Annotated in this window: 26 protein-coding genes; 16 read left to right on the top strand and 10 right to left on the bottom strand. The window is 63.2% G+C overall.

What is annotated here, in order from left to right:
• The first annotated feature begins 19 nt into the window (after window positions 1–19).
• Window positions 20–2,224: a phosphoribosylformylglycinamidine synthase subunit PurL gene (purL, locus tag H7X45_RS05830; protein ID WP_187336572.1), complete on the top strand. Its 2,205-nt coding sequence runs from the start codon at window positions 20–22 to the stop codon at window positions 2,222–2,224.
• A gap of 88 nt (window positions 2,225–2,312) precedes the next feature.
• Here the strand turns inward: purL and H7X45_RS05825 are convergent, their stop codons facing one another.
• Window positions 2,313–3,113 carry a Coq4 family protein gene (locus tag H7X45_RS05825; RefSeq protein ID WP_246449733.1) on the bottom strand — a complete coding sequence of 267 codons (801 nt, stop codon included), beginning with the start codon at window positions 3,111–3,113 and terminating at the stop codon, window positions 2,313–2,315.
• 80 nt (window positions 3,114–3,193) lie between these two features.
• On the opposite strand from H7X45_RS05825, the gene H7X45_RS05820 reads away from it, so the two are divergent.
• Window positions 3,194–3,868 (top strand): nitroreductase family protein, encoded by a 675-nt coding sequence (locus H7X45_RS05820; RefSeq protein ID WP_187336571.1) that lies wholly within the window; start codon window positions 3,194–3,196, stop codon window positions 3,866–3,868.
• Between the two features lie 21 nt (window positions 3,869–3,889).
• Window positions 3,890–5,164, top strand: coding sequence for a DUF418 domain-containing protein (locus tag H7X45_RS05815; RefSeq protein WP_187336570.1), 1,275 nt, complete (start codon window positions 3,890–3,892; stop codon window positions 5,162–5,164).
• On the opposite strand, the gene H7X45_RS05810 is transcribed toward H7X45_RS05815, so the two are convergent.
• From H7X45_RS05810 to H7X45_RS05780, 7 genes are all read right to left on the bottom strand, one after another.
• Window positions 5,165–5,599, bottom strand: a complete 435-nt coding sequence (locus H7X45_RS05810; protein WP_187336569.1) for an Hpt domain-containing protein — start codon at window positions 5,597–5,599, stop codon at window positions 5,165–5,167.
• Between the two features lie 83 nt (window positions 5,600–5,682).
• Complete coding sequence (gene der, locus H7X45_RS05805; RefSeq protein WP_187336568.1) at window positions 5,683–7,038, bottom strand: ribosome biogenesis GTPase Der; 1,356 nt, start codon at window positions 7,036–7,038, stop codon at window positions 5,683–5,685.
• A gap of 263 nt (window positions 7,039–7,301) precedes the next feature.
• Window positions 7,302–8,630 carry an outer membrane protein assembly factor BamB family protein gene (locus H7X45_RS05800; protein ID WP_187336567.1) on the bottom strand — a complete coding sequence of 443 codons (1,329 nt, stop codon included), beginning with the start codon at window positions 8,628–8,630 and terminating at the stop codon, window positions 7,302–7,304.
• Window positions 8,630–9,400: a tetratricopeptide repeat protein gene (locus tag H7X45_RS05795; protein WP_246449729.1), complete on the bottom strand. Its 771-nt coding sequence runs from the start codon at window positions 9,398–9,400 to the stop codon at window positions 8,630–8,632. Before H7X45_RS05795 ends, H7X45_RS05800 begins: the two co-directional genes overlap by 1 nt.
• Before the next feature lie 155 nt (window positions 9,401–9,555).
• Entirely contained in the window at window positions 9,556–10,425 is an 870-nt protein-coding gene (panB, locus tag H7X45_RS05790) for a 3-methyl-2-oxobutanoate hydroxymethyltransferase (protein WP_187336566.1), read from the bottom strand.
• 62 nt (window positions 10,426–10,487) lie between these two features.
• Window positions 10,488–11,090 carry a hypothetical protein gene (locus H7X45_RS05785; RefSeq protein ID WP_187336565.1) on the bottom strand — a complete coding sequence of 201 codons (603 nt, stop codon included), beginning with the start codon at window positions 11,088–11,090 and terminating at the stop codon, window positions 10,488–10,490.
• Between the two features lie 276 nt (window positions 11,091–11,366).
• On the bottom strand, window positions 11,367–11,813 hold the full coding sequence (locus H7X45_RS05780) for a hypothetical protein (protein ID WP_187336564.1): 447 nt from the start codon (window positions 11,811–11,813) through the stop codon (window positions 11,367–11,369).
• Between the two features lie 126 nt (window positions 11,814–11,939).
• Between H7X45_RS05780 and H7X45_RS05775 the strand changes: the two genes are divergently transcribed.
• The 6 genes from H7X45_RS05775 (at window position 11,940) to H7X45_RS05750 (ending at window position 16,486) form a co-directional block, all read left to right on the top strand.
• Window positions 11,940–12,203, top strand: coding sequence for an exodeoxyribonuclease VII small subunit (locus H7X45_RS05775; protein WP_187336563.1), 264 nt, complete (start codon window positions 11,940–11,942; stop codon window positions 12,201–12,203).
• A gap of 14 nt (window positions 12,204–12,217) precedes the next feature.
• On the top strand, window positions 12,218–13,126 hold the full coding sequence (locus H7X45_RS05770; RefSeq protein WP_187337000.1) for a polyprenyl synthetase family protein: 909 nt from the start codon (window positions 12,218–12,220) through the stop codon (window positions 13,124–13,126).
• 14 nt (window positions 13,127–13,140) lie between these two features.
• On the top strand, window positions 13,141–13,638 hold the full coding sequence (gene coaD, locus H7X45_RS05765; RefSeq protein ID WP_187336562.1) for a pantetheine-phosphate adenylyltransferase: 498 nt from the start codon (window positions 13,141–13,143) through the stop codon (window positions 13,636–13,638).
• Window positions 13,639–13,740: 102 nt separating this feature from the next.
• Window positions 13,741–14,409 carry a peptidylprolyl isomerase gene (locus H7X45_RS05760; RefSeq protein WP_187336561.1) on the top strand — a complete coding sequence of 223 codons (669 nt, stop codon included), beginning with the start codon at window positions 13,741–13,743 and terminating at the stop codon, window positions 14,407–14,409.
• Between the two features lie 25 nt (window positions 14,410–14,434).
• Window positions 14,435–15,463: a tRNA preQ1(34) S-adenosylmethionine ribosyltransferase-isomerase QueA gene (queA, locus tag H7X45_RS05755; RefSeq protein WP_187336560.1), complete on the top strand. Its 1,029-nt coding sequence runs from the start codon at window positions 14,435–14,437 to the stop codon at window positions 15,461–15,463.
• 93 nt (window positions 15,464–15,556) lie between these two features.
• Window positions 15,557–16,486: a cation diffusion facilitator family transporter gene (locus H7X45_RS05750; RefSeq protein WP_187336559.1), complete on the top strand. Its 930-nt coding sequence runs from the start codon at window positions 15,557–15,559 to the stop codon at window positions 16,484–16,486.
• Here the strand turns inward: H7X45_RS05750 and H7X45_RS05745 are convergent.
• Window positions 16,483–17,007, bottom strand: a complete 525-nt coding sequence (locus H7X45_RS05745) for a hypothetical protein (RefSeq protein ID WP_187336558.1) — start codon at window positions 17,005–17,007, stop codon at window positions 16,483–16,485. The genes H7X45_RS05750 and H7X45_RS05745 overlap by 4 nt on opposite strands.
• 73 nt (window positions 17,008–17,080) lie before the next feature.
• Window positions 17,081–17,266, bottom strand: a complete 186-nt coding sequence (gene bufA1 / locus H7X45_RS15345) for a BufA1 family periplasmic bufferin-type metallophore (protein ID WP_425498190.1) — start codon at window positions 17,264–17,266, stop codon at window positions 17,081–17,083.
• Between the two features lie 179 nt (window positions 17,267–17,445).
• Here bufA1 and tgt point away from each other — a divergent pair, with 179 nt between their 5' ends.
• The 7 genes from tgt (at window position 17,446) to H7X45_RS05705 (ending at window position 24,775) form a co-directional block, all read left to right on the top strand.
• Window positions 17,446–18,576: a tRNA guanosine(34) transglycosylase Tgt gene (tgt, locus tag H7X45_RS05735; RefSeq protein ID WP_187336556.1), complete on the top strand. Its 1,131-nt coding sequence runs from the start codon at window positions 17,446–17,448 to the stop codon at window positions 18,574–18,576.
• Window positions 18,576–19,505 carry a DUF808 domain-containing protein gene (locus H7X45_RS05730; protein WP_187336555.1) on the top strand — a complete coding sequence of 310 codons (930 nt, stop codon included), beginning with the start codon at window positions 18,576–18,578 and terminating at the stop codon, window positions 19,503–19,505. The genes tgt and H7X45_RS05730 overlap by 1 nt, the downstream gene beginning before the upstream one ends.
• 56 nt (window positions 19,506–19,561) lie before the next feature.
• Window positions 19,562–22,267 (top strand): bifunctional [glutamate--ammonia ligase]-adenylyl-L-tyrosine phosphorylase/[glutamate--ammonia-ligase] adenylyltransferase, encoded by a 2,706-nt coding sequence (glnE, locus tag H7X45_RS05725; protein WP_187336554.1) that lies wholly within the window; start codon window positions 19,562–19,564, stop codon window positions 22,265–22,267.
• Window positions 22,268–22,269: 2 nt separating this feature from the next.
• The gene (locus H7X45_RS05720) at window positions 22,270–22,725 is read left to right on the top strand and encodes a peroxiredoxin (protein WP_187336553.1); all 456 of its coding nucleotides are present in this window, start codon (window positions 22,270–22,272) and stop codon (window positions 22,723–22,725) included.
• A gap of 59 nt (window positions 22,726–22,784) precedes the next feature.
• Window positions 22,785–23,552: a ferritin-like domain-containing protein gene (locus H7X45_RS05715; protein ID WP_246449725.1), complete on the top strand. Its 768-nt coding sequence runs from the start codon at window positions 22,785–22,787 to the stop codon at window positions 23,550–23,552.
• 95 nt (window positions 23,553–23,647) lie between these two features.
• Window positions 23,648–24,337 (top strand): M23 family metallopeptidase, encoded by a 690-nt coding sequence (locus H7X45_RS05710; protein ID WP_187336551.1) that lies wholly within the window; start codon window positions 23,648–23,650, stop codon window positions 24,335–24,337.
• Between the two features lie 105 nt (window positions 24,338–24,442).
• Entirely contained in the window at window positions 24,443–24,775 is a 333-nt protein-coding gene (locus H7X45_RS05705; protein ID WP_187336550.1) for a HesB/IscA family protein, read from the top strand.
• The last annotated feature ends 16 nt before the right edge of the window (window positions 24,776–24,791 follow it).

The raw sequence follows: 24,791 nt of genomic DNA, 5'->3' as shown, positions 1-24,791 counted from the left end.
ACCGCTAATCGGCTGGCCCATGACCGACCACAGCGCCGCGCCCGCCATCACCCCCGAAATCGTTGCCGAGCACGGCCTCAGCGAAGAGGAGTATCAGCGCGTTCTAGGCGCGCTGGGGCGTGAGCCCAATCTGGTGGAGCTCGGCATTTTTTCGGTGATGTGGTCCGAGCATTGCAGCTACAAAAGCTCCCGCCTTCACCTGAAAAAATTGCCGACCGAGGGACCGCAGGTGATTTGCGGGCCAGGCGAGAATGCCGGCGTGATCGACATCGGGGACGGGCAGGCAGCCATCTTCAAGATGGAGAGCCACAACCACCCCAGCTATATCGAGCCCTATCAGGGCGCGGCGACGGGTGTGGGCGGCATCCTGCGCGACGTTTTTACGATGGGCGCGCGCCCGGTTGCCAATATGAATGCGCTGCGCTTCGGTTCGCCCGATCACCCCAAGATGAAGCATCTGGTGAAGGGCGTGGTCGCCGGCATCGGCGGCTACGGCAATTGCGTGGGCGTTCCCACCGTGGGCGGCGAAACCAACTTCCACCGCGCCTATGACGGCAATATCCTGGTGAACGCGATGACGGTGGGCGTCGCCGACCAGGACAAAATCTTCTATTCGGCGGCATCGGGCGTCGGCAATCCGATCGTTTATGTCGGCGCCAAGACGGGACGCGACGGCATCCATGGCGCTACTATGGCGAGCACCGAATTCGGCGAGGATAGCGAGGAGAAGCGCCCCACCGTGCAGGTCGGCGATCCGTTCACCGAAAAGCTGCTGATCGAAGCTTGTCTGGAATTGATGGCGACCGACGCGATCGTGGCGATCCAGGACATGGGCGCGGCGGGGCTCACCAGCTCCAGCGTCGAGATGGCATCGAACGGCGGCGTCGGCATCCGGCTCGATATGGACGCCGTGCCGCAGCGCGAGGAGGGCATGACGCCCTATGAAATGATGCTGTCGGAAAGCCAGGAGCGCATGCTCATGGTGCTGAAGCCAGGCCGTGAGGCAGAGGCCGAAGCGATCTTCCGCAAATGGGAGCTCGATTTCGCCGTGATCGGCGAAGTGACCGATACCGGCCGCATGGTGCTGGACCATGGGGGGCAAACGGTGTGCGATATCCCGCTCGGGCCGCTCGCCGACGATGCCCCGCTCTATGATCGCCCGCATGAGCCGACCCCGGCTCCCGCGCCGCTGTCCGACATTCCGTCGAGCGGAGATATCGGCGCGGATCTTCTGACGCTTATGGCCTGTCCGGATCTCGCATCACGCGCCTGGATCTGGCGGCAATATGATAGTCAGGTCGGCGGCGATACCGCGCAGCGCTCCGGCGGGGATGCGGCAGTCGTGCGCGTCCACGGCACAAATAAGGCGCTTGCGATCACCACCGATTGCACGCCGCGCTATTGCTTCGCCGATCCTGTCCAAGGCGGGCGTCAGGCGATTGCAGAAGCCTGGCGCAACATTTGCGCGGTGGGCGGCAAGCCGCTGGCAGTAACCAACTGCCTCAATTTCGGCAGCCCACAGAACCCCCGGATCATGGGTCAGATCGTCGGCTGCCTCGAAGGCATGAGCGAGGCCTGCATCGCGCTCGACATGCCGATCGTGAGCGGAAATGTCAGCCTGTATAACGAAAGCAAGGCGACGGGCGGCGGCTCCGCCATCCTGCCCACGCCCGCTATCGGTGCAGTCGGGCTGCTCGACGACGTGACGCGCATGGCGACGATCGCGTTCAAGGCGGAGGGCGAGACGCTGCTGCTGATCGGCCATAGTGCAGGCCATGTCGGCCAGTCTCTATGGCTGCGCGAATGCCATGGACGCGAAGAAGGTCCGCCGCCGCCGGTCGATCTTGATGCCGAGCGCCGCCATGGCGATTTCGTGCGCGATCTGGTGCGTGACGACCTTGTCAGCGCGGTCCACGACGTGTCGGACGGCGGCGCACTGGTCGCGCTTGCGGAGATGGCGCTTGCGGGCGGCATCGGCGTAGAGATCACGCTGCCGGATGTCGAAAACCCTGCAGAAATCCTGTTCGGTGAAGATCAGGCGCGCTATCTGGTTACGGCGAAGGATGCCGATGCGGTGATCGAGCGCGCCCGCGAAGCAGGCATTTTCATCGCGCCGGTGGGTCGCACCGGTGGAGATGCGATTACTGGACCTGAAATGTCAGCGTCTCTGGCGGACCTGCGCGACGCGAACGAGCGCTTCTTCCGCGAATGGATGGAGAACTAAACGGGGGCTGCGATTTCGTGGCCAGCCTCGTGGCCAGCCTCGTGGCCAGCCCGATCGGGTTCGGCAGGCTCTGGAAGACGGGCGGCGATCAGGCCGCCTTTGCCAGCAGATCATAAGGGTCGATCCCGCGGGCCCGAAGGCGCCGATGTGCCTCCTGATAGTAAACCGGCGGCGTAATATTCAGCCGCTTGCGTGCCGATTCCAACGGCTCGGCCAGCAGATCGAGGATCGATTGTTCGCTGATGCGCGGGCATGCGCGTCCCAGCTTGCGCGCCTCTTTGATGGCCTTCAATACGGGCGCGTCGCTCTTGGTCGTTTTCTTGAGGTTGAGTCCACCGGCATAAGCGATGAACAGGTTCGCGGGCGCGGGGTTCTGGCCATAGGTAAACGCCAGCACGCATTGTTCGCCCAGCGCGTCCCGACCATAGCCGGTCAGCACATGCAGAAGATCATGCGTGTCGCGGTTGCGATTGGCGTACCATTCCATCCAATCGCCGTAGGGGCGGCCGCCGGTGAAGCGGTCATATTCCGCCACCAGTCCTGCAGCGGACAGTCCCTCGCTCTCCATAAAATCGCAATAAGCATGCGCGACGCTGCCTTCGGGCATGGCGCGCAGCCGCTCGTGATCGTCAAGGATGTCGGGCAAATAAGGCTCGCGCTCCATCACGGCGCGGCCTGCATCGCTTTCAACGAAGGCTTGCGCTTCCACACGGAAATTGCGCCGAGGCAGCGCCTCGAAAATGTGGAACACCTGACTGGTGTCTTCCTTGTCCGCAATCAGGTTGCGGAAGTGGCGCATGGCCTTGAACGGGCGGAAGCGCGGACGCACACGATCGGGGGCGAACATCGGGCGGGCCGCTCGCGAAAAATCATGGTTCATATCCATCATGCCTAACTGCCTTATACTGACATTAATGTCAATAGAGAAAAACATTCCCGTTGCGCCGCATGTGCGCTTAACAATGTTGCATGAGCGTTCCCGATCCCAAACCCTATGCCGCGTTGCCCGAATATGACGATGAAATGCGCATTGCGATGGCCCGCGGAGCCGCTGAACGCCTGGCGACGCGGCGGACATGCCGGGATTTTGCGAGCGATCCCGTCCCGCGTGGGGTGATAGAACAGGCTATCCTTGCCGCCGGCACCGCACCCTCGGGGGCGAACCATCAGCCCTGGCATTTCGCCGCCATTTCCGATCCTGATATCAAGCGGCGCATCCGCGAGGCTGCGGAAGAGGAGGAGCGCGTCTTTTACGCAGGGAAGGCGGGCGAGGAGTGGCTCGAGGCGCTGACCCCGCTCGGCACCGATCCTTCGAAGCCGTTTCTTGAAGAGGCCCCCTGGCTGATCGCGGTGTTTGGGCAGCGCAAGGGTGGGGCTATGCCGGGCGATGCCAAGCAGAATTATTATGTGACGGAGAGCGTCGGCATCGCCTGCGGGCTGTTGTTGTCGACGCTGCACGAAGCGGGCCTGGCAACGTTGACGCACACACCCAATCCCATGAAGTTTCTTTCTGATATCTGCGGCCGGCCGGCGGACGAAAAACCGATGATGCTGATCGTGACGGGAAAGCCTGCTGCGGGGGCGGTTTATCCCGCCGCCGCGGCCCGCAAGAAGCCGCTGGACGCGATTGCCAGCTGGCTCTAGCGGACGGGGCAGGGGGCTGGGATGGATCGATTGGAAAACGCACCGCGCGGCAGCGCGCTCGACACGCGGTGGATCGAGCTGGACGCGCTTCGCGGCTTCGCGGTGATGGGAATTCTGGCGATGAACATCATCGCCTTTGCGCTACCCGAAGACGCCTATTTTCTGCCGCGCGTTCCCGGTACCGGCCCGGCCACGGCTGCCGATGTCGGTTCCTGGATCGCAGCTTTCCTGCTTTTCGACGGCAAGATGCGCGGGCTGTTCTCGCTGCTGTTCGGCGCGAGCCTCTATCTGGTCGCCGAGCGGGCGGAGGCAGCGGGGCAGAGCGCGGCGCGGGTGCATTACAGCCGGATGTTCTGGCTCGGCCTGTTCGGCGCGGTTCACTTCTTTCTCATCTGGTGGGGCGACATCCTGTTCCTTTACGCGGTGATCGGCTGCTTCGCTTTCCTGATGCGCGGCGCCGCAACGCGAACGCTCATAGTCACGGCGCTGGTCGTCTATGCGGCTGGCTTCGCCATCCTCTGCCTGTCGCTTGGGACGATGTTCTCAATCCAGGCCGCAGCGCAGGCACCCGGGGCCAGTCCGGCCAGCGTGGAGCGGTTCGCAGCGATGATGGAGGGCTTCTCGGCCGCCGCGCAGGCGGAAGAGATCGCGCTGTTCCGCAGCGGATATGGCGCGATCCTGGATTTTAGGCTGTCTCAATGGTGGCGGCCGCTCAACCTGCTGTTCCAGGCGGGCACGGAGACCTTTCCCCTCATGCTGCTCGGCATGGCGGGGTTGCGCAGCGGCTTCATGACGGGAACATGGGATCGGCGGCGCTATAGGCAGCTGCTATGGGCGCTGCTGCTGCCCGGCATGCTGATCTATGCTGTCCTTGCCGCGCTGGACTGGTCGCGCGGGTTCGATCCGATTTTCTCGCTCAACCTGGTCGTCGCCTGGAGCCTGCCGGCGCGGTTGATGACCACCATCGGCTACGTCGCGCTGTTCATGCTGATCATCCGCACGATGCGCAGCGGCGGGGTGCTGCCGTGGATCGCTGCGACAGGGCGGGCGGCGTTCACCAACTATCTCGGCACCAGCATCGTCATGACGACGCTGTTCTACGGCTATGGTTTCGGCTTGTTCGCGCAGGTTCCGCGCGCCACACTCTATGGGATCGTGGCGGCAATGTGCGGCGTGATGTTGCTGTGGTCCAAACCCTGGTTGGACCGATATCGTTATGGACCGCTGGAATGGCTGTGGCGCAGCCTGGCGCGCGGACGACCGCAGCCGATGCGCAAGGCATCGGCCGTTCGTTAATTAGAGGCGGCCAAAGCTCTGGTTCATGCCGAAGCTGCGCTGCCCGAAACCGCGGCGGCGCTCGACCAGTGGGCTGGTCTCGCGCTGCAGAGCCTGCAGCGTCTGTTCGAACAGGCGCCGAAGCTTGGCGACGTCCGGCAGAACCTCGTCCGGATCGATACGATGTTCGATGCACTGGCGGGCCACCATCTCGATGCGCTCTGCCGTGCTGCCCAGCGCCTGTGCGCCGAATTGATAGGCTTCGCCTTTCAGCATGTGAGCGGGATTGACGAGCGCTGTAGCGCTTTTGTCCCGCATGGCGTTTTCGATCAGCGCGATCGACTTTTTACCGTCCTCTTCGAAATAGCCGAGAATACGGACAAATCCCGCGCCCAACTGAGCACGGCAAGCCTGAAACGCCTTCCAGTCCACCAATTCTCCGGTATCGATCGTCATAGCAGTTCTTCGGTCCCCCCAATTTGTCGCAGGACCTTTTATCGCGGGACGGGTAAACGTTCCGTTGACGATTGCCGGACGGATCAGTCGTCGAACGGGTTTTTGGGCGCGCGTAGCGTCAGCCGCACCGGCACGGCTCCGAAATCAAGGTCGCGGCGGATGCCGTTCAGCAGATAACGCTCATAACTTTGCGGCAAATCGTCGACGCGCGTGCCGAAGATAACGAAGGCGGGCGGACGGCTCTTGGCCTGCGTGATATAACGCAGCTTGATCCGCTGGCCGCCGGGCGCGGGCGGCGGGTTGAGGGTGATCGCATGTTCGAACCAGCGGTTTAGCGCGGCGGTGGGCACGCGGCGGCTCCACGCTTCCCGCGCGGCAAAGGCGGCGGTCAGCATCTGGTCCGTGCCCTTGCCGGTAATGGCGGAGACCGCGATGAGCGGCACGCCCTTTAGCTGCGCCAGCCCTTCGTCGAGCGCCGCGCGGATTCCGTTGAACAGCGCGCTCGCGTCTTCCGCGACGTCCCATTTGTTGATCGCGATGACGAGCGCGCGGCCTTCCTGGATCACATGATCGGCGATCTTAAGGTCCTGAAGCTCCAGCCCCTTGGTGGCATCGAGCAGCAGGACGACGACTTCCGCGAAGTCGATGGCACGCCGGGCGTCGGCAACGGAAAGACGTTCCAGCTTCTCCTTCACCTTGGCGCGCTTGCGCATCCCGGCGGTATCGATCAGGCGTACCTTGCGGTCTTCGCCCGGACCGGTGGTCCAGATCCAGTCGATCTCGATCGAGTCGCGCGTAATGCCCGCTTCTGGGCCGGTGATTAGCCGGTTTTCGCCCAGCAGCTTGTTGATCAGCGTGGACTTGCCGGCATTGGGACGCCCGACGATGGCGAGCTTCAGAATCCGGTCGCCTTCCTCATCCTCGTTCCGGGCGGGCGGCTGGAAGTTGTCGATATGCGGGGCCAGTCCTTCGAACAGATCGGCCAAGCCTTCACCATGCTCCGCGCTGATCGCGATAGGTTCACCAAGGCCCAGCGAATAGCTTTCCATGATGCCGCTATCGGCCTGGCTTCCTTCCGCCTTGTTGACGGCGAGGATGACGGGATGGCCTGACGCGCGCAGCCAACGGGCGATTTCTTCGTCCAGCGGCGTGACGCCCGCGCGCCCATCGATGAGGAACAGCGAAACGGCGGACCCGGCCACCGCGGCCTCGGTCTGCATGCGCATCCGGCCGGGCAGGGTCTGTTCGTCCATATCCTCATAACCCGCGGTGTCGACGATGCGGAAGTTCAGATCGAACAGCGTGGCATCGCCCTCGCGCCGGTCACGCGTGACCCCGGGCCGGTCATCGACCAGCGCGATCCGCTTGCCGACAAGGCGGTTGAACAGCGTGGACTTGCCGACGTTCGGACGTCCGACGATGGCGACAGTGGGGAGCACGGGGCGGTTCCTGCGATAAAAGCGAAAGGAAATTGCGCAAAAGCGGCGAAGTCTCCCCGTAGCGTGGCCCGCGACGTGAAACAATATTTCCGACAATCCTACGCGCAGAGCACGCGCGGACTTCCGGTGAATTCGCGATCTTCACCCCGCCGGACCACATGCAGATGCAAGCGACCGGCGAGATCAAGCGAGGCTAAGCGATCGTTGCCAAAACGCCCGCCCTGACGTCATCCCGCCTCGCCATCAGAGCGCGCAGGATACGTTTAGCGATAGGCGGAAATACGCCCGCTATCGTCCAACAGGTACAGCGTCTGGTTGGCAACCACGGGCGAAACCGATACCGATTCGCCCAGATCGAACATTTCCGTCGCCGTGCCGTCCTGCGGATCGACCGACCAGACGCCGCCGCGCGTCGAAGCGACGATCAGGCGGCCGCCGGCGAGCACGGGGCCTTTCCAGTCGATCGGGTCTTCCTTCTTCTTGGCCTTGCGATATTCGGGAAGCTGAGAGACCCAGCGGATCTTGCCGGTGGTCCGTGCGACCGCGAGTAATTTGGCATCGTCGGTAAGGACGAACACCCAGTCCCCTGCAACGACGGGCGTGGCGATCCCTGCAATATTGATTTCCCAGATGCGCTGGCCGCTGATCAGCTCATAGGCCGCCATGCGCCCGCCCTGGCCGATGGCATAGACACGGCCCCGGTCGATCACCGGATCGGCATCAATGTCGGTGAGCGAGGACACCGAGGTGGAGATGCTGGTACGCGACAGCGCGTCGGTCCACAGATCCTGCCCGTTTTCGTACCGATAGGCGGCCAGTTCGCCGGTCGAATAACCGGCGATCACGGTGCCCTGCGCGGCGGCGGGAGCGGCGACACCGAAGATACCCGACTGGCCGATGGTGCCGGACTTATTCCAGTTGGTTTTGCCCGTGGCGGGGTCCAGCGCGTAAATCTGGTTGTCCTGCGTCATGACATAGACGTTGTTGTTGGCGAGCGTCGGCGCGCCGCGCATCGGGCCGGCGGGGCGCACGCGCCATTTCTCGGCACCGGTCGCCATATCGAGGGCGGCAACATCGCCCAGACCGTCGGTCGCATAAACGCTCGATCCATCGACCGAAACGCCGCCGCCGAAGAAGCTGGCGCTTCCGCTGCCGGAACTGGGAAGCTCATGGGTCCACACAGGGCTGCCGGTCGCCGCATCAAAGGCACGGACCTTGGCGTTGGTGTCGACTACGTAGAGACGGCCATCGGCGATCACCGGCGCAGCGGCCAGGCGTTCACGGTTGCTGGCACCCGCGATATTGGCCGTCCAAACGCGCGAAAGGCTTTGCCCCAGCGCAAGCTGAGCAGGGTTCTTGGCCGCGTTGCCACCGGGCTGCGCCCAGCTATCGTTCGCCACGGGCGCGGGAAGCACCACGGGGACGCTGGCCAGCGCGGGATCGACCACCGCGTCGCTTTCCGCGCCCAGAATGGCAACACGGTCGCCCAGCGTGGGGGTGGATTTCTTGTCGCCGCCGCCGCCGAACAGGCTGCAGCCGGATAGCGCCAGCAGCGCGGCGCCGCAGATCAGACTGGTGGTTGCTCGCTTCATCAATTGGCTCCTTCGCCCTTCGCGGGCGCCGTTTCCTGAGGCGCTGCACCAGCGGGACTTTCATCATCCTGAACAGCGTCCACGCCGTAAACCCCGGCGAGCTGGCGGGTGCGCCGCCGCGTGGATTCCGGCAGTGCCTTGTCCTTGGAAAGCGCGGCGAACAGCGTTCCGGCAAGATCGGTCTTGCCTTGCTTGATATAGGCCATCGCCGTCATCTCTCCGGCGGGGCCGAACCAGGGATTGCCCTCGATCGCGAGCGGTTTCAGCCGCGCGACCACCTGATCGGGTGAAATGCTATCGAACTGCAACGCGGTCTGGCGCACCAGCGCCAGATTGCGAAACGGCTCCGGCAAGCTCTCGTCTTCGATCACCGTCTGATAGGCGGCGATGGCAGCTTTCTCATCTTTACGCTCGCTGGCAAGATTGCCTTCCATCATCAGGGAGGCGGCGCGATACCCCTCGTTCGAACCGTCTGCGAGCTTCTGGAGGATGGGCCGCGCCGTCTTGGCGTCGCCCGCCTGCGCTGCATCCATGGCGGTGATGTACTGCTCTGCCAGTTTGCCGTCCGCGGCAGTCTGATTGTTCTGCCAGATGATATAAGCGCCGAACGCTGCGAGGCCGAGGACGATCAGTCCCAGAATCCACCAGCCATAGCGCTTGCCGAACGCTTCCATGTCGGACCGGCGGACGGCGTCATCCACTTCGCGCATGAAGACATCATCGCTCTTGTCGCTGGCATTGCCGCCAGATTTGGTAGGGGTAAGCGCCAAGGCGGCTCTCCGGTCTCGGGATAATCGGCGCTCGCCTTAGCTTCGCGCGTGGGTAGGTGACAAGGGAGGAATAGGGGCCGGAACGGGGAAGGGGGCGGGCGTGCACCCCGCCGATGCGGTTAGACGCTCGCTTTGCGCCGGCGGATCCCGGTCCGCTAATCCTTCGGCTTGTAGACCTGATCGGCCGAGGGAAATTCGCGGGCGCGCACCTCCCGCGCATAATGCTCCACCGCTTCGGTCATCATGCCGGACATGTCGCCATAGCGCTTCACGAAGCGCGGCGTGCGCTCGAACAGGCCGAGCATGTCCTCGGTCACCAGCACCTGCCCATCGCAATTAGCCGAGGCTCCGATACCGATGACGGGAACGTCGAGCGCCTCGACGATCGCATCCGCAAGGGTTTCGACAACGCCTTCCACCACCACGGCGAAGGCACCTGCGTCCGCCACAGCCTTTGCATCGCCGACGATCTTTTCATATTCGGCGTCCGATCGGCCGCGCGCGCCATAGCCACCCAGCGCGTTCACGGCCTGGGGGGTGAGGCCGACATGGCCCATCACCGGAATGCCGCGCTCTGTCAGGAACCGCACGGTTTCGGCCATTGCCGCGCCGCCCTCCATCTTCACCGCCGCCGCGCCGGTATCGGCCATGATGCGGCTGGCGCTTTCGAACGCCTGGACGGGGGATGCTTCATAACTGCCGAAGGGCATGTCGACCACGACTGCGGCGTGATAGCTGCCGCGCGAGACTGCGGCGCCATGCGCGCACATCATATCGAGCGTGACGGGCAGAGTGGAAGGGAGACCGTAAATCACCTGACCCAGCGAATCGCCGACCAGAAGAATGTCGCAATGCGGATCGAGCAGCTGCGCGGTGCGCACGGTGTAAGCCGTCAGCATCACCAGCGGTTCCGCATTATCCTGGCCCTTGCGCGCCATGATCGATGGGATGGTGACGCGTTTCATGGGCTTCGGCGTGGGGGTGGCGCGGCTGGTGGCGCTATCGACGGTGAAGGTCGTGGACATGATGGATGCCTTCCTGAATGAGCCTGAATATGGTCCTGAAAAAGCCGCGGCGGCCTGACGGCTTAGTGGAAGCGACGCCGGCGAAAAGGAACCGGGCGGCGCCCGCGCCCGGCCCAATCGGCCAGAAAGGCGAGCCCGGTGAACACGACCAGCATCAATATCGCGAACATTGTCACATCGCTATCCTCCGGCCCGAACCAGTTGAACAGCTGCAAGGCCAGCATCACGCCGGCAAGAATGTAAACCCGGCTGTGGCCAGCATGCCGCACGGGTGGCCGCGTGGCGCGGATATAGTAAAAGAACGCCGCCCCCGTCAGCACCAGTTCCAGCACAATGGCGTAAGCGGGCGCGTTCCACAGCCCGAAACCGAATTTCGGCGCGCCGCCGGCAAGACTGAGATCCGCGCCGTGGACGAGCAAATCGATGAACCAGTGCGTCAGCACCACCACACCCGCCAGGACCGCGGGGCGCATTTTTCGATGATAGACATAGACGGGAACCGCGAAAAATAAGGCCGCGATGATCGTGCCGAGAAGGCTGTGACTGAGCGGCATGTCATAAAGATCGAACGGAACGAGCTTGGTCGCGCCTTCCAGGAAGCGCATATGTTCCACGTCCATCAGCAAAAAAATCGCGAACAGATAATCGACGAACTGCGCTGCCACGAACAGGATGCCGAGCTTCGGTGATTTGCGCTGCGCAGCAACGACGAGCGCCGGTGCGTAATGACCGATAAAGATAAGCGGACCCCACCCTTCGAGTAAGCGGCATCAATCGCCGCTCGCCCTTAGGGCTGTCAACCCGGATGGACAGATGCGGGCGCTCGTGCGGCTCGGCTCGGCGCGAACGTGGCAGTTCCCAAATTGGGCAAGAAGTCCCCATGAAAAGAAAAGGGCGCCGGATCACCGGCGCCCTTCCTGAAAATTCTTGCTGGCGAGTTCTTAGCTCGACTTGCAGGTCTGCATGTCCTTGCCGGGCAGTTGCACCTCGATGGTCTGGCCGGTGCCCTTCAGCGCGTAGCCGTCACCGCCGGTGAGCGTCAGATCGCCGGTTTCGGAAGTCGCCGCGGCCTCGGGCGTTGCGCCTGTCTCCGGGGTGGCTTCGGACGAAGCCATGTCCGCTTCCGGTGCGTTCAGGATGATCGGCTGGCCGTTCTGTTCGGTACGGATGCCCGCTCGCTTCCCGCCCTGATAGAAGTCCACATAAACCACGGAGCTGTCCGCACAGCGATAAACGCCGCTATCGACGATCGACGGCGGCAGCTCGATCGGCGCTTCAGCGGTGGCGGGGGTCGCTTCGGCTTCAGGCTCGGCGGCATTGTCGCTGTTGTTGCAGGCAGACAGTGCCAGCAGCGCCACGGGGGCAAGGGAGAGGAAAGAAAGACGCATGGAAACTCCGATTGGTTTTTTTTGCGCATTGCACAATGAACCTGCGCGCGCTCGGTTCCAAGTGAATAATCCCGCTTCGGCGCCGCCCTGCTTGACCCCGTCCGTAGCGGCGGCCATGCAGCGACCATGACCGATCAAGCGGAAACGGGCCCCGCCGGGGCAACCGAGAATTTGAGCTTCGAGGAGGCGCTGAAGCGGCTCGAGGAGATCGTGAATCAGCTCGAGCGCGGCGATGTACCGCTCGACAAGTCGATCGACCTTTATGCCGAGGGAGATCGCCTACGCGCCCAGTGCCAGAAGCGCCTCGACGCGGCGCGCGCCAAGATCGACCAGATTCGCGTCAAGGCAGACGGTTCGCCCGGCGGCACGACGCCGTTCGGCGACGCCTGAGCAGGGACCTGATGATGGCGTCCAGCACCGTTCAGCCCATCAGCCTCTATTCCGCGTTCGACCGTATTTCGGCGGAGATCGACACGCTGTTCGAACATCTGCTGAAGGCGCCCGAAGATGCGCGCGCCCGGCTCTATGATGCGATGCGCCACGCTGCAGTGGGCGGAGGCAAGCGGCTGCGGCCTTTGCTGCTTGTGACCATCGCGGGCTTGTTCGGCGTAGAGCGCGGGGCGGCGATCCGCGCTGCAGGCGCGGTGGAGGCGATCCACGTCTATTCGTTGATCCATGATGATCTGCCGGCGATGGACGATGACGATCTTCGGCGGGGCAAACCCACTGTGCACAAGGCCTTTGACGAAGCGACGGCCGTGCTGGCGGGCGACAGCCTGCATGCGCTGGCCTTCGAACTGCTGGCGGATGAGGCCGTGCATGGCGATCCGTTCGTGCGGATCGAGCTCGTCCGTATTCTTGCGGAGGCAAGCGGGCCGGATGGCATGGCCGGCGGCCAGATGATGGACCTGGAGGCGGACAAGCAAGGCTATGATCTGCATACCGTTACCCGGTTGCAGCAGCTGAAAACCGGGGCTCTCATCACCGCATCGGTGGAGATGGGGGCCGCGCTTGGCCGTGCATCGGAGGAAGCGCGCACGGCGCTGCGCGGTTATGCCCGCGATATCGGCCTTGCCTTCCAGATCGCTGACGATCTGATGGATGTGGAGGGGGATGAGGAAAAGGCCGGCAAGGCCCTGCGCAAGGATGAGGCGCAGGGCAAAGAAACGTTCGTCACTCTTCTCGGCCTCGAACGCGCGCGTGAACAGGCGCACATCCTGACAGAACAGGCGGTGGGCCATCTGCATGGTTTTGGCGCGGAGGCCGATCTGCTGCGCGCGCTGGCCCGCTTCATCGTTGAGCGCGATCGTTAAACAAGGGGCATGATATGACGCGAATCGGCATTTATCCGGGCACGTTCGATCCGATCACCCTGGGCCATATGGATATCATCCGCCGCGGCGCGAAGCTGGTCGATAAGCTGGTGATCGGCGTCACCACCAACCCGTCTAAAAACCCGATGTTTGACGTGGAGGAGCGCCTCTCCATGGTGCGTCGCGAAGTGGCGGGCATCGAGGGCACCGAAATCGAGGTGACCAGCTTCGGCAACCTGCTGATGCATTTCGCCGAAGAGACCGGTGCATCCGTCATCGTGCGCGGTCTGCGCGCCGTCGCTGACTTCGAATATGAGTATCAGATGGCTGGCATGAACCAGCAGTTGAACGACAGTATCGAAACCGTTTTCCTGATGGCGGATGTCTCCTTGCAGCCGATCGCATCGCGGCTGGTGAAGGAAATCGCCATCTTCGACGGAGATATCACGAACTTCGTGACGCCCGCCGTGCGCGAAGAAGTGGTGGCGCGTGTGGCACAAGGGCGCGCCTGACGACACGCGCTCCCACGTCCGCCAAACCATTCGTTCATGACAGGGCCAGCCATGTTCGTTAGAGGCGCTGTCCATCCCTTTGTGTCAGGACGATCAGAACCGATGCGTATTGCCAGACTTTTTGCCTTTGTCATCGCGATGCTGCTGGGCGTTGCCGCCCACGCACAATCGGTCGGCACGGTTAACGCGCCGGTGGACGATACCGATCTCAGCAATGTCCTTTATCTCGATCTGTCGAGCGGCGGGCGGGTGACGGTCCGGCTATATCCCACCATTGCGCCCAATCATGTCGAACGCATCAAGACGCTGACGCGCCAGGGCTTCTACGATGGCGTGAAATTTCACCGCGTGATTGAAGGGTTCATGGCGCAGACTGGCGATCCCACCGGCACCGGAACGGGCGGATCGGACCTGCCCGATCTGACGGCGGAATTTAGCAAGCTTCCCCATTTGCGCGGTACGCTGTCCATGGCGCGCGCGCAAAGCGAAGACAGCGCGAACAGCCAGTTTTTCATCGTCTTCCAGCCCAATTTCAAGCTGGACAACAAATATACGATCTTCGGGCGCGTTACCTCCGGCATGGAATATGTCGACGCGATCCAGCGTGGCGAGCCGCCGGCCAATCCGGACATCATCATTCAGGCCTCGCTTGGCGATGCGCCGAAGCCGGAGCCTGATTATGCCGCGGTGCGCGCGCGCCTGAATGCGGCAGCGGGCGCTGTTGCACCGGCTCCCAGCGCCGCCGATCTGAACGCCCCGATCGGCCAGTGAGCCCGGCGGGACGGGAAGGCGCGCCGTGCGCGTAGACCTGTTCGATTTCGAACTGCCGGCCGAGCGGATTGCGCTGCGGCCGGCATCGCCGCGTGATGCCGCGCGCCTGCTGCTGGTTCAGGGCGATACTCTTGTCGATCGCACGATGCGTGATCTTCCCTCGCTCCTGCGGGCGGGCGACATCCTTGTTTTCAACGATACCCGCGTCATTCCGGCGCAGCTGGAGGGGCGGCGCGGAGAGGCCAGCATCGGCGTTACGCTCCACAAGCGGATCGACCTGAGGCGGTGGCAGGCTTTTGTGCGCAATGCCAAGCGGCTGCGGCCCGGCGAGCGCGTAGAATTTCATGAAGGGGTCGCTGCGATCGCTGAGGAGCGGCTGGAGGACGGCAGCTTCATCCTGGCATTCGAAGGCGACGAGCCGGTCGAGACACTGATCGAGCGCGCCGGGAATATGCCGCTGCCGCCCTATATTGCCGCAAAGCGCCCCACCGATGAACGGGACGCCGAAGATTATCAGACGATGTTTGCGCGGGAAAAAGGTGCGGTCGCCGCGCCGACCGCCGCGCTGCATTTCACACCCGATCTCATAAACGCCTTGCATACCTCTGACATTGCAACCGAAACACTGACGTTGCATGTGGGCGCGGGAACGTTTCTGCCGGTGAAAGCCGAGGATACCGATGCTCACCAGATGCATAGCGAGTGGGGCCGGATCGATGCCGAAACGGCGGCACGGCTCAACGCTGTGCGCGCGAAAGGCGGACGGCTGATCGCCGTCGGTACCACGGTCCTGCGGTTGCTGGAGAGCGCGGCTGATGAGGACGGTGTGATCCAGCCGTTCGAAGACGACACTGCCATTTTTATCACGCCGGGTTATCGCTTCCGAGCAATCGACGGTTTGATGACCAATTTTCATCTGCCGCGCTCCACGCTCTTCATGCTGGTCAGCGCGCTGATGGGCCGCGAACGGATGCAGGCGGCCTATGCCCATGCGATTGCCGAGGAATATCGCTTCTACAGCTATGGCGACGGCAGTCTGTTGCTGCCGGACTGATCTCCACCGATCCGCCTCGCCCGAATGCGCTCGCTTGGTGTCCCAGTATCGAAGTTCTAGTATAACCCCGGCGATCTCCGCTAAGCGGGCTTCATGAGCGACTCCCACGGCCATCATCACCACGGACCGGGCGGTCACAGTCATGCGCCGGCAGATTTCGGCCGCGCTTTTGCCATCGGCACCGCGCTCAACATCGCCTTCGTCGCAATCGAGGGGGCTGCGGGGCTGATCACCGGATCGGTCGCGCTTCTGGCCGATGCAGGCCATAATCTGTCCGATGTGCTGGGGCTTCTGATCGCATGGGGCGGATCGGAACTGGCCAAGCGCCCACCGTCCGAACGGTTCACCTATGGCCTTCGCGGATCTTCGATCCTTGCGGCGATTGCCAACGGCCTCGTCCTGATGGTCGCGGTCGGCATGATCACGCTGGAGGCGATCCAGCGTTTTGCCGATCCTCCGCCGATCCCCGGCATCACGGTGATGGTTGTCGCGGGCATTGGCATCCTCGTGAACGGGGCCACGGCGATGCTCTTCGCGCGCGGGCGCAAGGGAGACGTCAATATCCGCGGCGCCTATCTCCACATGGCCGCCGACGCCGCCGTCTCGGCGGGCGTGGTGATTGCGGGCGCGCTAATCCTGTTCACCGGCGCTCGCTGGATCGATCCGCTGGTAAGCCTCGTGATCGTGGCAGTGATCCTCTGGAGCACATGGGGGCTCTTGCGCGAATCCGTTGCCATGGCGCTGAGCGCCGTGCCGCGGGAGATCGATCCGGCGAAGGTCCGCGCGCTACTGGAGGGGCAGCAGGGGGTCGCGCGCGTCCATGATCTGCACATCTGGCCGATGAGCACGACCGAGGCCGCGCTGACCGCGCATCTCGTGATGCCAGACGGCCATCCAGGTGACGAGTTTCTGGTCCGCACGCAGCAAGCTTTGGCGCATGATCACGGTATCGAGCATGTCACCCTGCAGATTGAGATCAGCGAGGACATCCCTTGCCTGCTGCATGACGAGAACTGCGTTTAGTCCGCCTGCTCGCGGCAGACGCGGTAGGGAATCTGGCTCTGATTGGCCGCGCCGACTTCCAGTAATGTCGCAAGAACGGATGCCAAGTTGCTGGCAGGCAAAGGCTCCAGTTGGCGTAACAACCGATCCGTAACCGCGCAGGCCTGTGCGTCCAGTTCGAACGCGATCTTCCCTGCAAGGGCAGGGGCCAGCACCATCTTCGCAAAACCGTCGCCGCTGCTGCCGGGTGCCAGCGGAATGCCTGCGAGCTTGGTGACCACATTGCGCGCGGTCGGCCAAGCGCGATCCGCGCCGGCCTGCCACTTTTGCGAAAGGCGCTGTGCGTTGCTGACCAGATAGCTGCCCTGCCCCAGACTGGGTGCGCATTTGCGAGCCATCTCGGTCGCCAGCGAGGGCATGACATAGGCGGTGACCGCCTCGTTCTGTTCCGGCGTGATGCAGGGGCGGGTGTCGGCGCTCTGCGCCATTGCCGCAGCCGGCAGGGCAAACATGGACGCGGCGAGCGCAAGGCGGGCGATCATGACGGTCAATATCCTGTTCGGTCTAAGGGGATGATGCGTAAGGCGCGCCGAATGAGCGCCAACTGAACCAGTCTTAAAGTCGCCTGTCACGGCGAGACGTCAGCGATCCGCCATAATCGGCGCATTTGCCGTGCGGAACGAAAATCCACGCATCCGTCTGCTTGTCCAGCCGCGCAGTGCCCGGTCCTTTGGCTCCACCGCGATTATGCTGCGACGGGGCGATCCCGTAGCATTTTTCATGTGATGCCGGCTGAGGCATGGGCACCGGCTCCCCGGGCGGGGCCATGCTGTAGGCGGTCGGGATCGGCGAAGGCGGGGTCTGCGGCTGCTTTTCGCAGCCCCAAAGCAGCGCAAGACATGACGTCACGACGCCAATCCGCCATACCGCGCGCTTCCTGTCCATTTGCAATTCCCCCGCCGCGCATTAGGGGATCAATGATGCCACCACGTTTCGAGTTCCACATTGCCGCGCGCGACGGCAAGGCGCGCACCGGCGAAATCCGCATGCGCCGCGGCACCATCGCAACGCCCGCTTTCATGCCCGTCGGCACCGCTGCTACCGTCAAGGCGATGAAGCCCGCCGACGTTCGCAAGGCCGGCGCAGACATCATTCTCGGCAACACCTATCATCTGATGCTGCGTCCCGGCGCGGAGCGCATCGACCGCCTCGGCGGCCTCCATGCCTTCATGGGCTGGGATCGCCCGATCCTGACGGACAGCGGCGGCTATCAGGTCATGAGCCTCGCGGACCTGCGCAAGATCACCGAAGAAGGGGTGAGCTTCAAAAGCCATCTCGATGGATCGAAGCACATGCTCTCGCCCGAACGATCGATGGAAATCCAGGCGCTGCTCGGCTCCGACATCGTCATGGCGTTCGACGAATGCCCGCGCGCCGATCAGCCGCGCGAGGCCATCGAGGCGTCGATGGAGCTCAGCATGCGATGGGCCCGCCGTTCGCGCGAAGCGTTCGACAAAGGGCCGACGGCCGGCACCAGCGCTCTGTTCGGCATTCAGCAAGGCGCGCTGGACGAAGGTCTTCGCGCGCGATCGGCCGAGGCGCTGCGCGAGATCGGCTTCGATGGCTATGCGGTCGGCGGGCTAGCCGTCGGCGAGGGGCAGGAGGCGATGTTCGCCACGCTCGATTTCGCGCCCGACATGCTGCCGGAGGACTCACCGCGCTACCTTATGGGGGTGGGCAAGCCGGATGATCTGGTAGGCGCGGTGGAGCGGGGGATCGACATGTTCGATTGCGTGCTGCCGACGCGTTCCGGCCGTAACGGGCAGGCGTTCACCTGGAACGGCCCTATCAACATTCGCAACGCGAAGTTTGCGGAAGACCTCGCGCCGCTGGACGAACGCTGTGCTTGCCCGGTATGCAAGGGGTGGAGCCGCGCCTATCTGCATCATCTGATCCGGGCCGGGGAAATGCTGGGGGCCATGCTGATGACTGAACATAACCTATACTTTTATCAGCAGCTTATGGCCGCCATGAGAGATTCGATCGCAGCGGGCCAGTTCAATGATTTTGCCGCGCGCTTCCGTGCGGACTATCTGAAGGTTACCGGCTGATGCCTTCCGGTCTCGCCGCGCTGCTCGATGATGTCGCAGGCATTGCGAAGCTGGCTGCCGCCTCGGTTGACGATGTCGGCGCGGCTGCCGGACGGGCAGGTACCAAGGCCGCCGGGCTCGTCATCGATGACACTGCGGTCACCCCGAAATATGTCACGGGACTGAAGCCTGAGCGTGAGCTCCCGATCATCTGGCGCATCGCTAAGGGGTCGATCTTCAACAAGCTGGTCATCCTGGTGCCGGTCGCCATGCTGCTCAGCGCGTTCCTGCCTTGGGCACTCACGCCGATCCTGATGCTCGGCGGCACCTATCTATGTTTTGAAGGTGCGGAAAAGGTTTACGAGGCGCTGTTCGGAGAAGATCATAAGATCGAGAACGCTGCGGCAACGCAGAATTCGAAGGAATTGGAAGACCAAAAGGTCAAGAGCGCCGTGCGGACCGACATGATCTTGTCCGCCGAAATCGTCGCCATTTCGCTGGGCGAGATTACCGATCAGTCGCTGGTGACGCAGGCAATCACGCTGGTTGCCGTATCGATTGCGATTACCGGCGGCGTCTATGGCGCGGTTGGGCTGCTGGTGAAGCTGGACGACATCGGCCTGCATCTTGCCAAGGACGAGGGCGCGTTGGCGGGATTCGGACGAGGTCTCGTTAAAGTGATGCCCACGGTGCTCAAGGTGATCGGCGTCGTCGGGACCGCGGCTATGTTATGGGTTGGTGGCGGAATTATCGTCCACGGTCTGGAGAGCTTCGGTCTGGAGACGATACCGCACATCGTGCATTCGGCGACGCATGTCGTGGAGGAAAGCGCGGGCGGACTGATCGGCTGGGCTGCCGAGGCTGGGTTGTTCGGCGTGGTCGGCATTATCGTCGGCGCGGTCGTGGTGGCTGCGCACCACCTTTGGGTGAAAGCACGCGGCGGACACTGAGCGCGGTTCATGCGGAAATGGTGTTGGGGATGTAAGCTAGCTGCTAACCCCAAAAGGTGACCACGCCAGACTTCCCTTCCGCCCTTGAACGGGCCACCGCCAATAGTCCGTTTCTCGCTAGGCTGATCGAGCAGCGCCCCGCCATCGTTGCGCATCTGCGACAAGGTGATCCCGATGCCGCGCTGGCTCTTGCCCGGCAGGAAGGCGAGGCGTGCGACACGGTTTCCGATGGTTTGCGGGTCGAGCGGGGCGGAGTGGCGCTAGCGGCCGCCATCGCGGACCTAGCCGGGGCGTGGGATCTTACGAAGGTAACGCGCACCCTTTCCGATTTTGCGGACCGGGCGTGTGACCGCGCCATCACCGCCGCTATCATGGAGCGCACGCCGGATGCGCAGCCGCATGGCTTCGCGCTGATCGCGCTGGGCAAACATGGCGGGCGGGAGCTGAACTACAGCTCGGATATCGACCCGATCCTTCTATATGATCGCGAGACGCTGCCGACGAAGGAGGGCGAGGAGCCTGCCAAGGCGGCGGTGCGCATCGGCCGCCGCGTGCTTGAACTGCTGCAGGAACCGACGGCCTGCGGCTATGTCTTTCGCGTTGATCTGCGTTTGCGCCCCACACCGGAGGTCAGCCCCATCGCGCTGCCGATCGCGGGGGCTATTTCGCATTATGAAAGCTCCGCCATGGCGTGGGAGCAGGCGGCTTTCATCCGCGCCCGCGCGGCTGCGGGGGACATCGCGCTGGGAGAGCGCTTTCTGGAAGCGATCCGGCCGTTTGTTTGGCGCCGCTCGCTCGATTTCGGACAGATTCGCAATATCGACACCATGCGCCGCTCGATCCGCGATCATTATTCGGGCGGCCAGGCCATCGGGCCAGGTTATGATTGCAAGCGTGGACGCGGCGGCATTCGCGAATGCGAATTTTTCGTGCAGGCCCAGCAGCTGATCCATGGGGGGCGAGATGAGGCGCTGCGCACCGCCGACACGCGCGCGGCGCTGTTCGCGCTCGCCGCCGCCGGGCATGTGCCGCGCGGGGAGGCGGACGATATCGCCGCCGCCTATGATGTGCTGCGCACCGCTGAGCATCGATTGCAGATGCTGCATGATCGGCAGACGCATGAAATTCCGAAGCGGGAGGAGGAGCGTGACGCGGCGGCGCGGCTACACGGTCTGGCAAATGGGGAGGCGCTAATCGGTTGGATCGCGCCGCATGCCGAGCGGGTGGACGCGATCTACAGCGATTTTGCAAACTGGGAGGAAGCGGAAACGCCGACGCTGCCGCTTGAGGATGATCGATTGGACGAGTCGCTTGTCACCATCGGCTTTGCGGCCCCCGTTAATGCCGCGCGGCTCGTGCGGCGCTGGCGCAGCGGCAAGCTGCGCGCGATCCGCAGCGAGCGGGCGCGCGAGGGCTTTGAGGCGGTTCTGCCCGCTTTGTTGCAGTCGATCGCGCAGGCGCCGGATCCGCTGCGCGCGCTTGCCCGGCTCGATTCGATGTTCGAGCGCCTGCCCAGCGCAATCAATTTCTTCGATCTGCTGCTGGCCCGGCCTGCCCTGATCGCGCTGCTGGGCCGGCTCTTGAGCTACACTCCCGTGCTCGCCGATCAATTGGCGCGCCGCGCAGACCTGGTGGACCGACTGGTGGAGCCGGATGCCAAGCGGCTGCCCGGATCGGTGGAGGAACTCGTTGCCGGGCTGCGTCCACCGGACACGCTTGACTATGAGCGTTATCTGGACCGTGTCCGTGCCGACGTGACGGAGATGCGTTTTCTGCTGGGCGCGCAATTGATCGAAGGGCAGGTGGATCCGTTGGCGGTTGCCGCCGGCTATGCGCGCCTTGCCGAAGCGGCAATCCGGGTGCTGACGGACCGTGCCATCGCCGAATTTCAGGAGACCCATGGCCGCGTGGCCGGTGGGGAACTGGTAATCCTGGCGCTAGGGCGTCTTGGCGGGCGGGCGCTGACCCATAGCAGCGATCTTGATCTGGTTTTCCTGTTCACCGGAGATTTTACCGCGCGTTCCGATGGGGCGCGGGAGCTTGGCGCGACGGATTATTTCAATCGGCTCTCCAAGCGCGTAATCGCCGCGTTGTCGCTGCCCACCGCAACGGGCGCCTTGTACGAAGTCGATACGCGCCTGCGCCCTTCCGGCGCGCAGGGGCCGCCCTGTGTCTCGGTCGCCAGCTTTGCGGAATATCAGCGCGAAAAGGCGTGGACGTGGGAACATATGGCGCTCACGCGCGCGCGCGGGGTTTATGGAAGCAAGCGCGCACGCGAAGGCATTGAGGCGGTTATCGGCGAGGTGCTCCGTCGCCCAGCCGCGGACGATCTCGGCGAGGACGTGCGAAGCATGCGCACGGAGATTGAGGCGCATAAGAAGCCTGTCGGCCCGCTCGACGTGAAGCGCCTCAGCGGAGGGCTGATCGATGCCGAGTTCGTCACTCATTTCCATCAACTCAGCGCCAAGCAGGGCCTCTCGCCCGAACTACCCGTGGCGGCACGTGCGTTGGCGGATGCGGGGCTGGTGGACGAAGACTTCGTAGCCGCGCGTGATTTCCTGACGCGCCTGCTCATTCTGGTGCGGCTTGTATCGCCGGATTGTCAGGAACCGCCGGAACCGGTGCGGGCGCTGATCGCCGAAGGCCTTGAGCTGGCAGACTGGGCGGCGGTAATGCAGGCGTTGAAGCAAGCGCGAGGCGCTGTGACTGCCGCGTGGGAGGCCGCGCTGGGCCCACGCGAACCATCAAAAGCAAAGGACTGAATATGGCCGAAACCATGCCCGACCTCACCCTGACCGATGATCGCGGCGAGCCGAAAGCGCTTGCCGATTATAAGGGCAAACCGCTCGTCCTTTTCTTCTTCCCGCGCGCGAACACGCCGGGCTGCACCAAGGAAAGCATCGCGTTCAGCGAGATGCTGGAGGATTTCAAAAGCTCCGGCGCTGCTGTGGCGGGCGTATCGAAAGACAGCCCGAAAAAGCTTTCGAACTTCCGCGAGAAGCAGGACCTTACCGTCGACCTGCTCTCGGATGCCGAGACCGATCTGTCTGAACGCCTTGGCGTCTGGAAGGAAAAGCAGATGTACGGGAAAAGCTTCATGGGCTTGGAGCGGAGCACCTTTCTCTACGGCGCGGACGGCAAGCTGCTGCGCGAATGGCGCAAGGTGAAGGTGAAGGGCCATGCCGAAGAGGTGCTTGAAGCGCTGCGCGAGGCTGCGTGAGAAGCATCGCTGAAGGATGCGCTGCGGTTCTGCGCACGGCAGATCCGCAGGCAAAGCTGATGACCGCGCGCAAGGTGGCGCGGGATTGGCGCTTGGGCCGGCTCGATTTTCGGTTCGATGATAGCATGCCGGACGCGCCCGGTCGTCCGCCGCAACCAGAGCTATTGCCACCCAACCGCATGCCACGGCGCGGAAGAGCAGGATCGCTGAGAGGGCGAATCGCGCTGCTTCACGCGCTCGCGCATATCGAATTCGCCGCGATTGATCTGGCGTTCGACATGGCGGGACGCTTCGGCGGACAATTTCCCCGCGCGTTCGTTGATGACTGGATGCGCGTGGGGGCGGATGAGGCGATGCATTTCGCCATTCTCGATCGGCGTCTGCGTCAGCTCGGCAGTCGCTATGGCGCGTTGCCTGCGCATGCTGGGCTGTGGGAGGCGGCAAGTGAGACCGCGCACGATGCCATGGCGCGGCTTGCCGTGGTACCGATGGTGTTGGAGGCGCGTGGCCTCGACGTCACCCCGCCTATGGTTGAGCGCTTCCGCGCGGCTGGAGACGAGCCGTCGGCTCGCATCCTGCAACGTATCTATGAGGATGAAATCAACCATGTCGGCTTCGGTACGAAATGGTTCGATTGGGGATTTCGGAACGATGTCGAAACAAGTTGTCAAGGCGAGGAATCGCCCGCAAATCTTTGGGTTTCGTTAATCTCTCGCCACTTTCGTGGGCCGATTAAACCACCGTTCAACGACTCAGCGCGCCGACAGGCCGGTTTAACGCGAGACTTTTATGAGGCTGTTGCTATCCAACACGCTTCTGCGCTTTAAGCTGAACACACAAGGCCGACCGGGGGGTTGGCTATACAAGGAATAAGGAAGCGGAAAGTTCCCGTCGCTTCCGCAGAAAAAGGGTTGGGTCTTTTATGCTTCCTCGTCTTTCGGCCGCTGGCCGCATTGCATCGTTTGCGCTTACCGTTTGTGCCATCGCTATGCCGGCTCATGCCAACAGCAGCGCTGCTGATGCCTTTCAAATAGACGATCAGCTGGAAGGTTCCGAAAAAATCATCACGCCGCTTGGAGAAGCGGATGCGAACTTCAAGCAGATGTTCGATGTCTGGAGCGGCCGCGCCACTGCCGGTAAGCCGCAGCTTGAAGTTTCGGTGCCTTCGATCGAGCCGGTTAGTGGCTATCGTCTTACCAGCTACTTCGGCAATCGCAGCGATCCCTTCAGCGGCGGCCGCGGTAACCATCACGGCATCGATATGGCAGCTCCCACCGGCACGCCGATCTATGCAACCGCAGACGGCCTGATTGAGCGTGCGGGCTGGGTGAACGGCTACGGCAACTTCATCGAGATCGAACATGGTAACCAGGTCGAGACGCGCTACGGGCATCTCTCGCGCCTCAACGTCGAATCCTATCAGCGAGTCAAGAAGGGCGATCTGATCGGTTATGTCGGTTCCACTGGTCGTTCCACCGGGCCGCACCTTCACTATGAAGTCCGCATCGCGGGCAAGCCGGTCAATCCGCTCAGCTTCATGAACCAGATGAACGGCACTTTACTTGCAGATAATTCCGGTGCTACTGACGATATAGGCGGTCCGAACGACTAACCCCGTTCCCGCCTACCAAGGTCACCTTTGGGAGAGGGTGCAAAGACTCCGGGGCGCGCAGGGCCAGACCTTGCCGCCCCTTTTTGTTGGTCCTATCTTGTGTCCATGACCGATGCTCCCATCATTCTCCTCCCCGCCGCGGCCCGCCGCGTCTCCGTGATCGCCGAGAAACAGGGAGTGCCGGCTATCCTGCGTCTGTCCGTGGAGGGCGGGGGCTGTTCCGGCTTCCAATACAAGTTCGGCCTCGCCGACGCGATCGAGCCTGACGATACCGTTGCGGAAGAGCAGGGAGTGCAGCTTGCCGTCGACGCAATCAGTCTCGATCTGGTGCGCGGCAGCGCAGTCGATTTTGTCGAATCGCTCGGCGGCAAGCATTTCGAGGTGAAGAACCCGAACGCGGCGTCGGGCTGCGGTTGCGGGACCAGTTTCTCGGTCTGATTCGGATTGCGATCGC

It is taken from the genome of Novosphingopyxis iocasae, assembly GCF_014334095.1.
GTDB classification, from domain to species: Bacteria; Pseudomonadota; Alphaproteobacteria; order Sphingomonadales; family Sphingomonadaceae; genus Novosphingopyxis; species Novosphingopyxis iocasae.
This window is presented reverse-complemented; position numbering and strand designations above follow the sequence as displayed.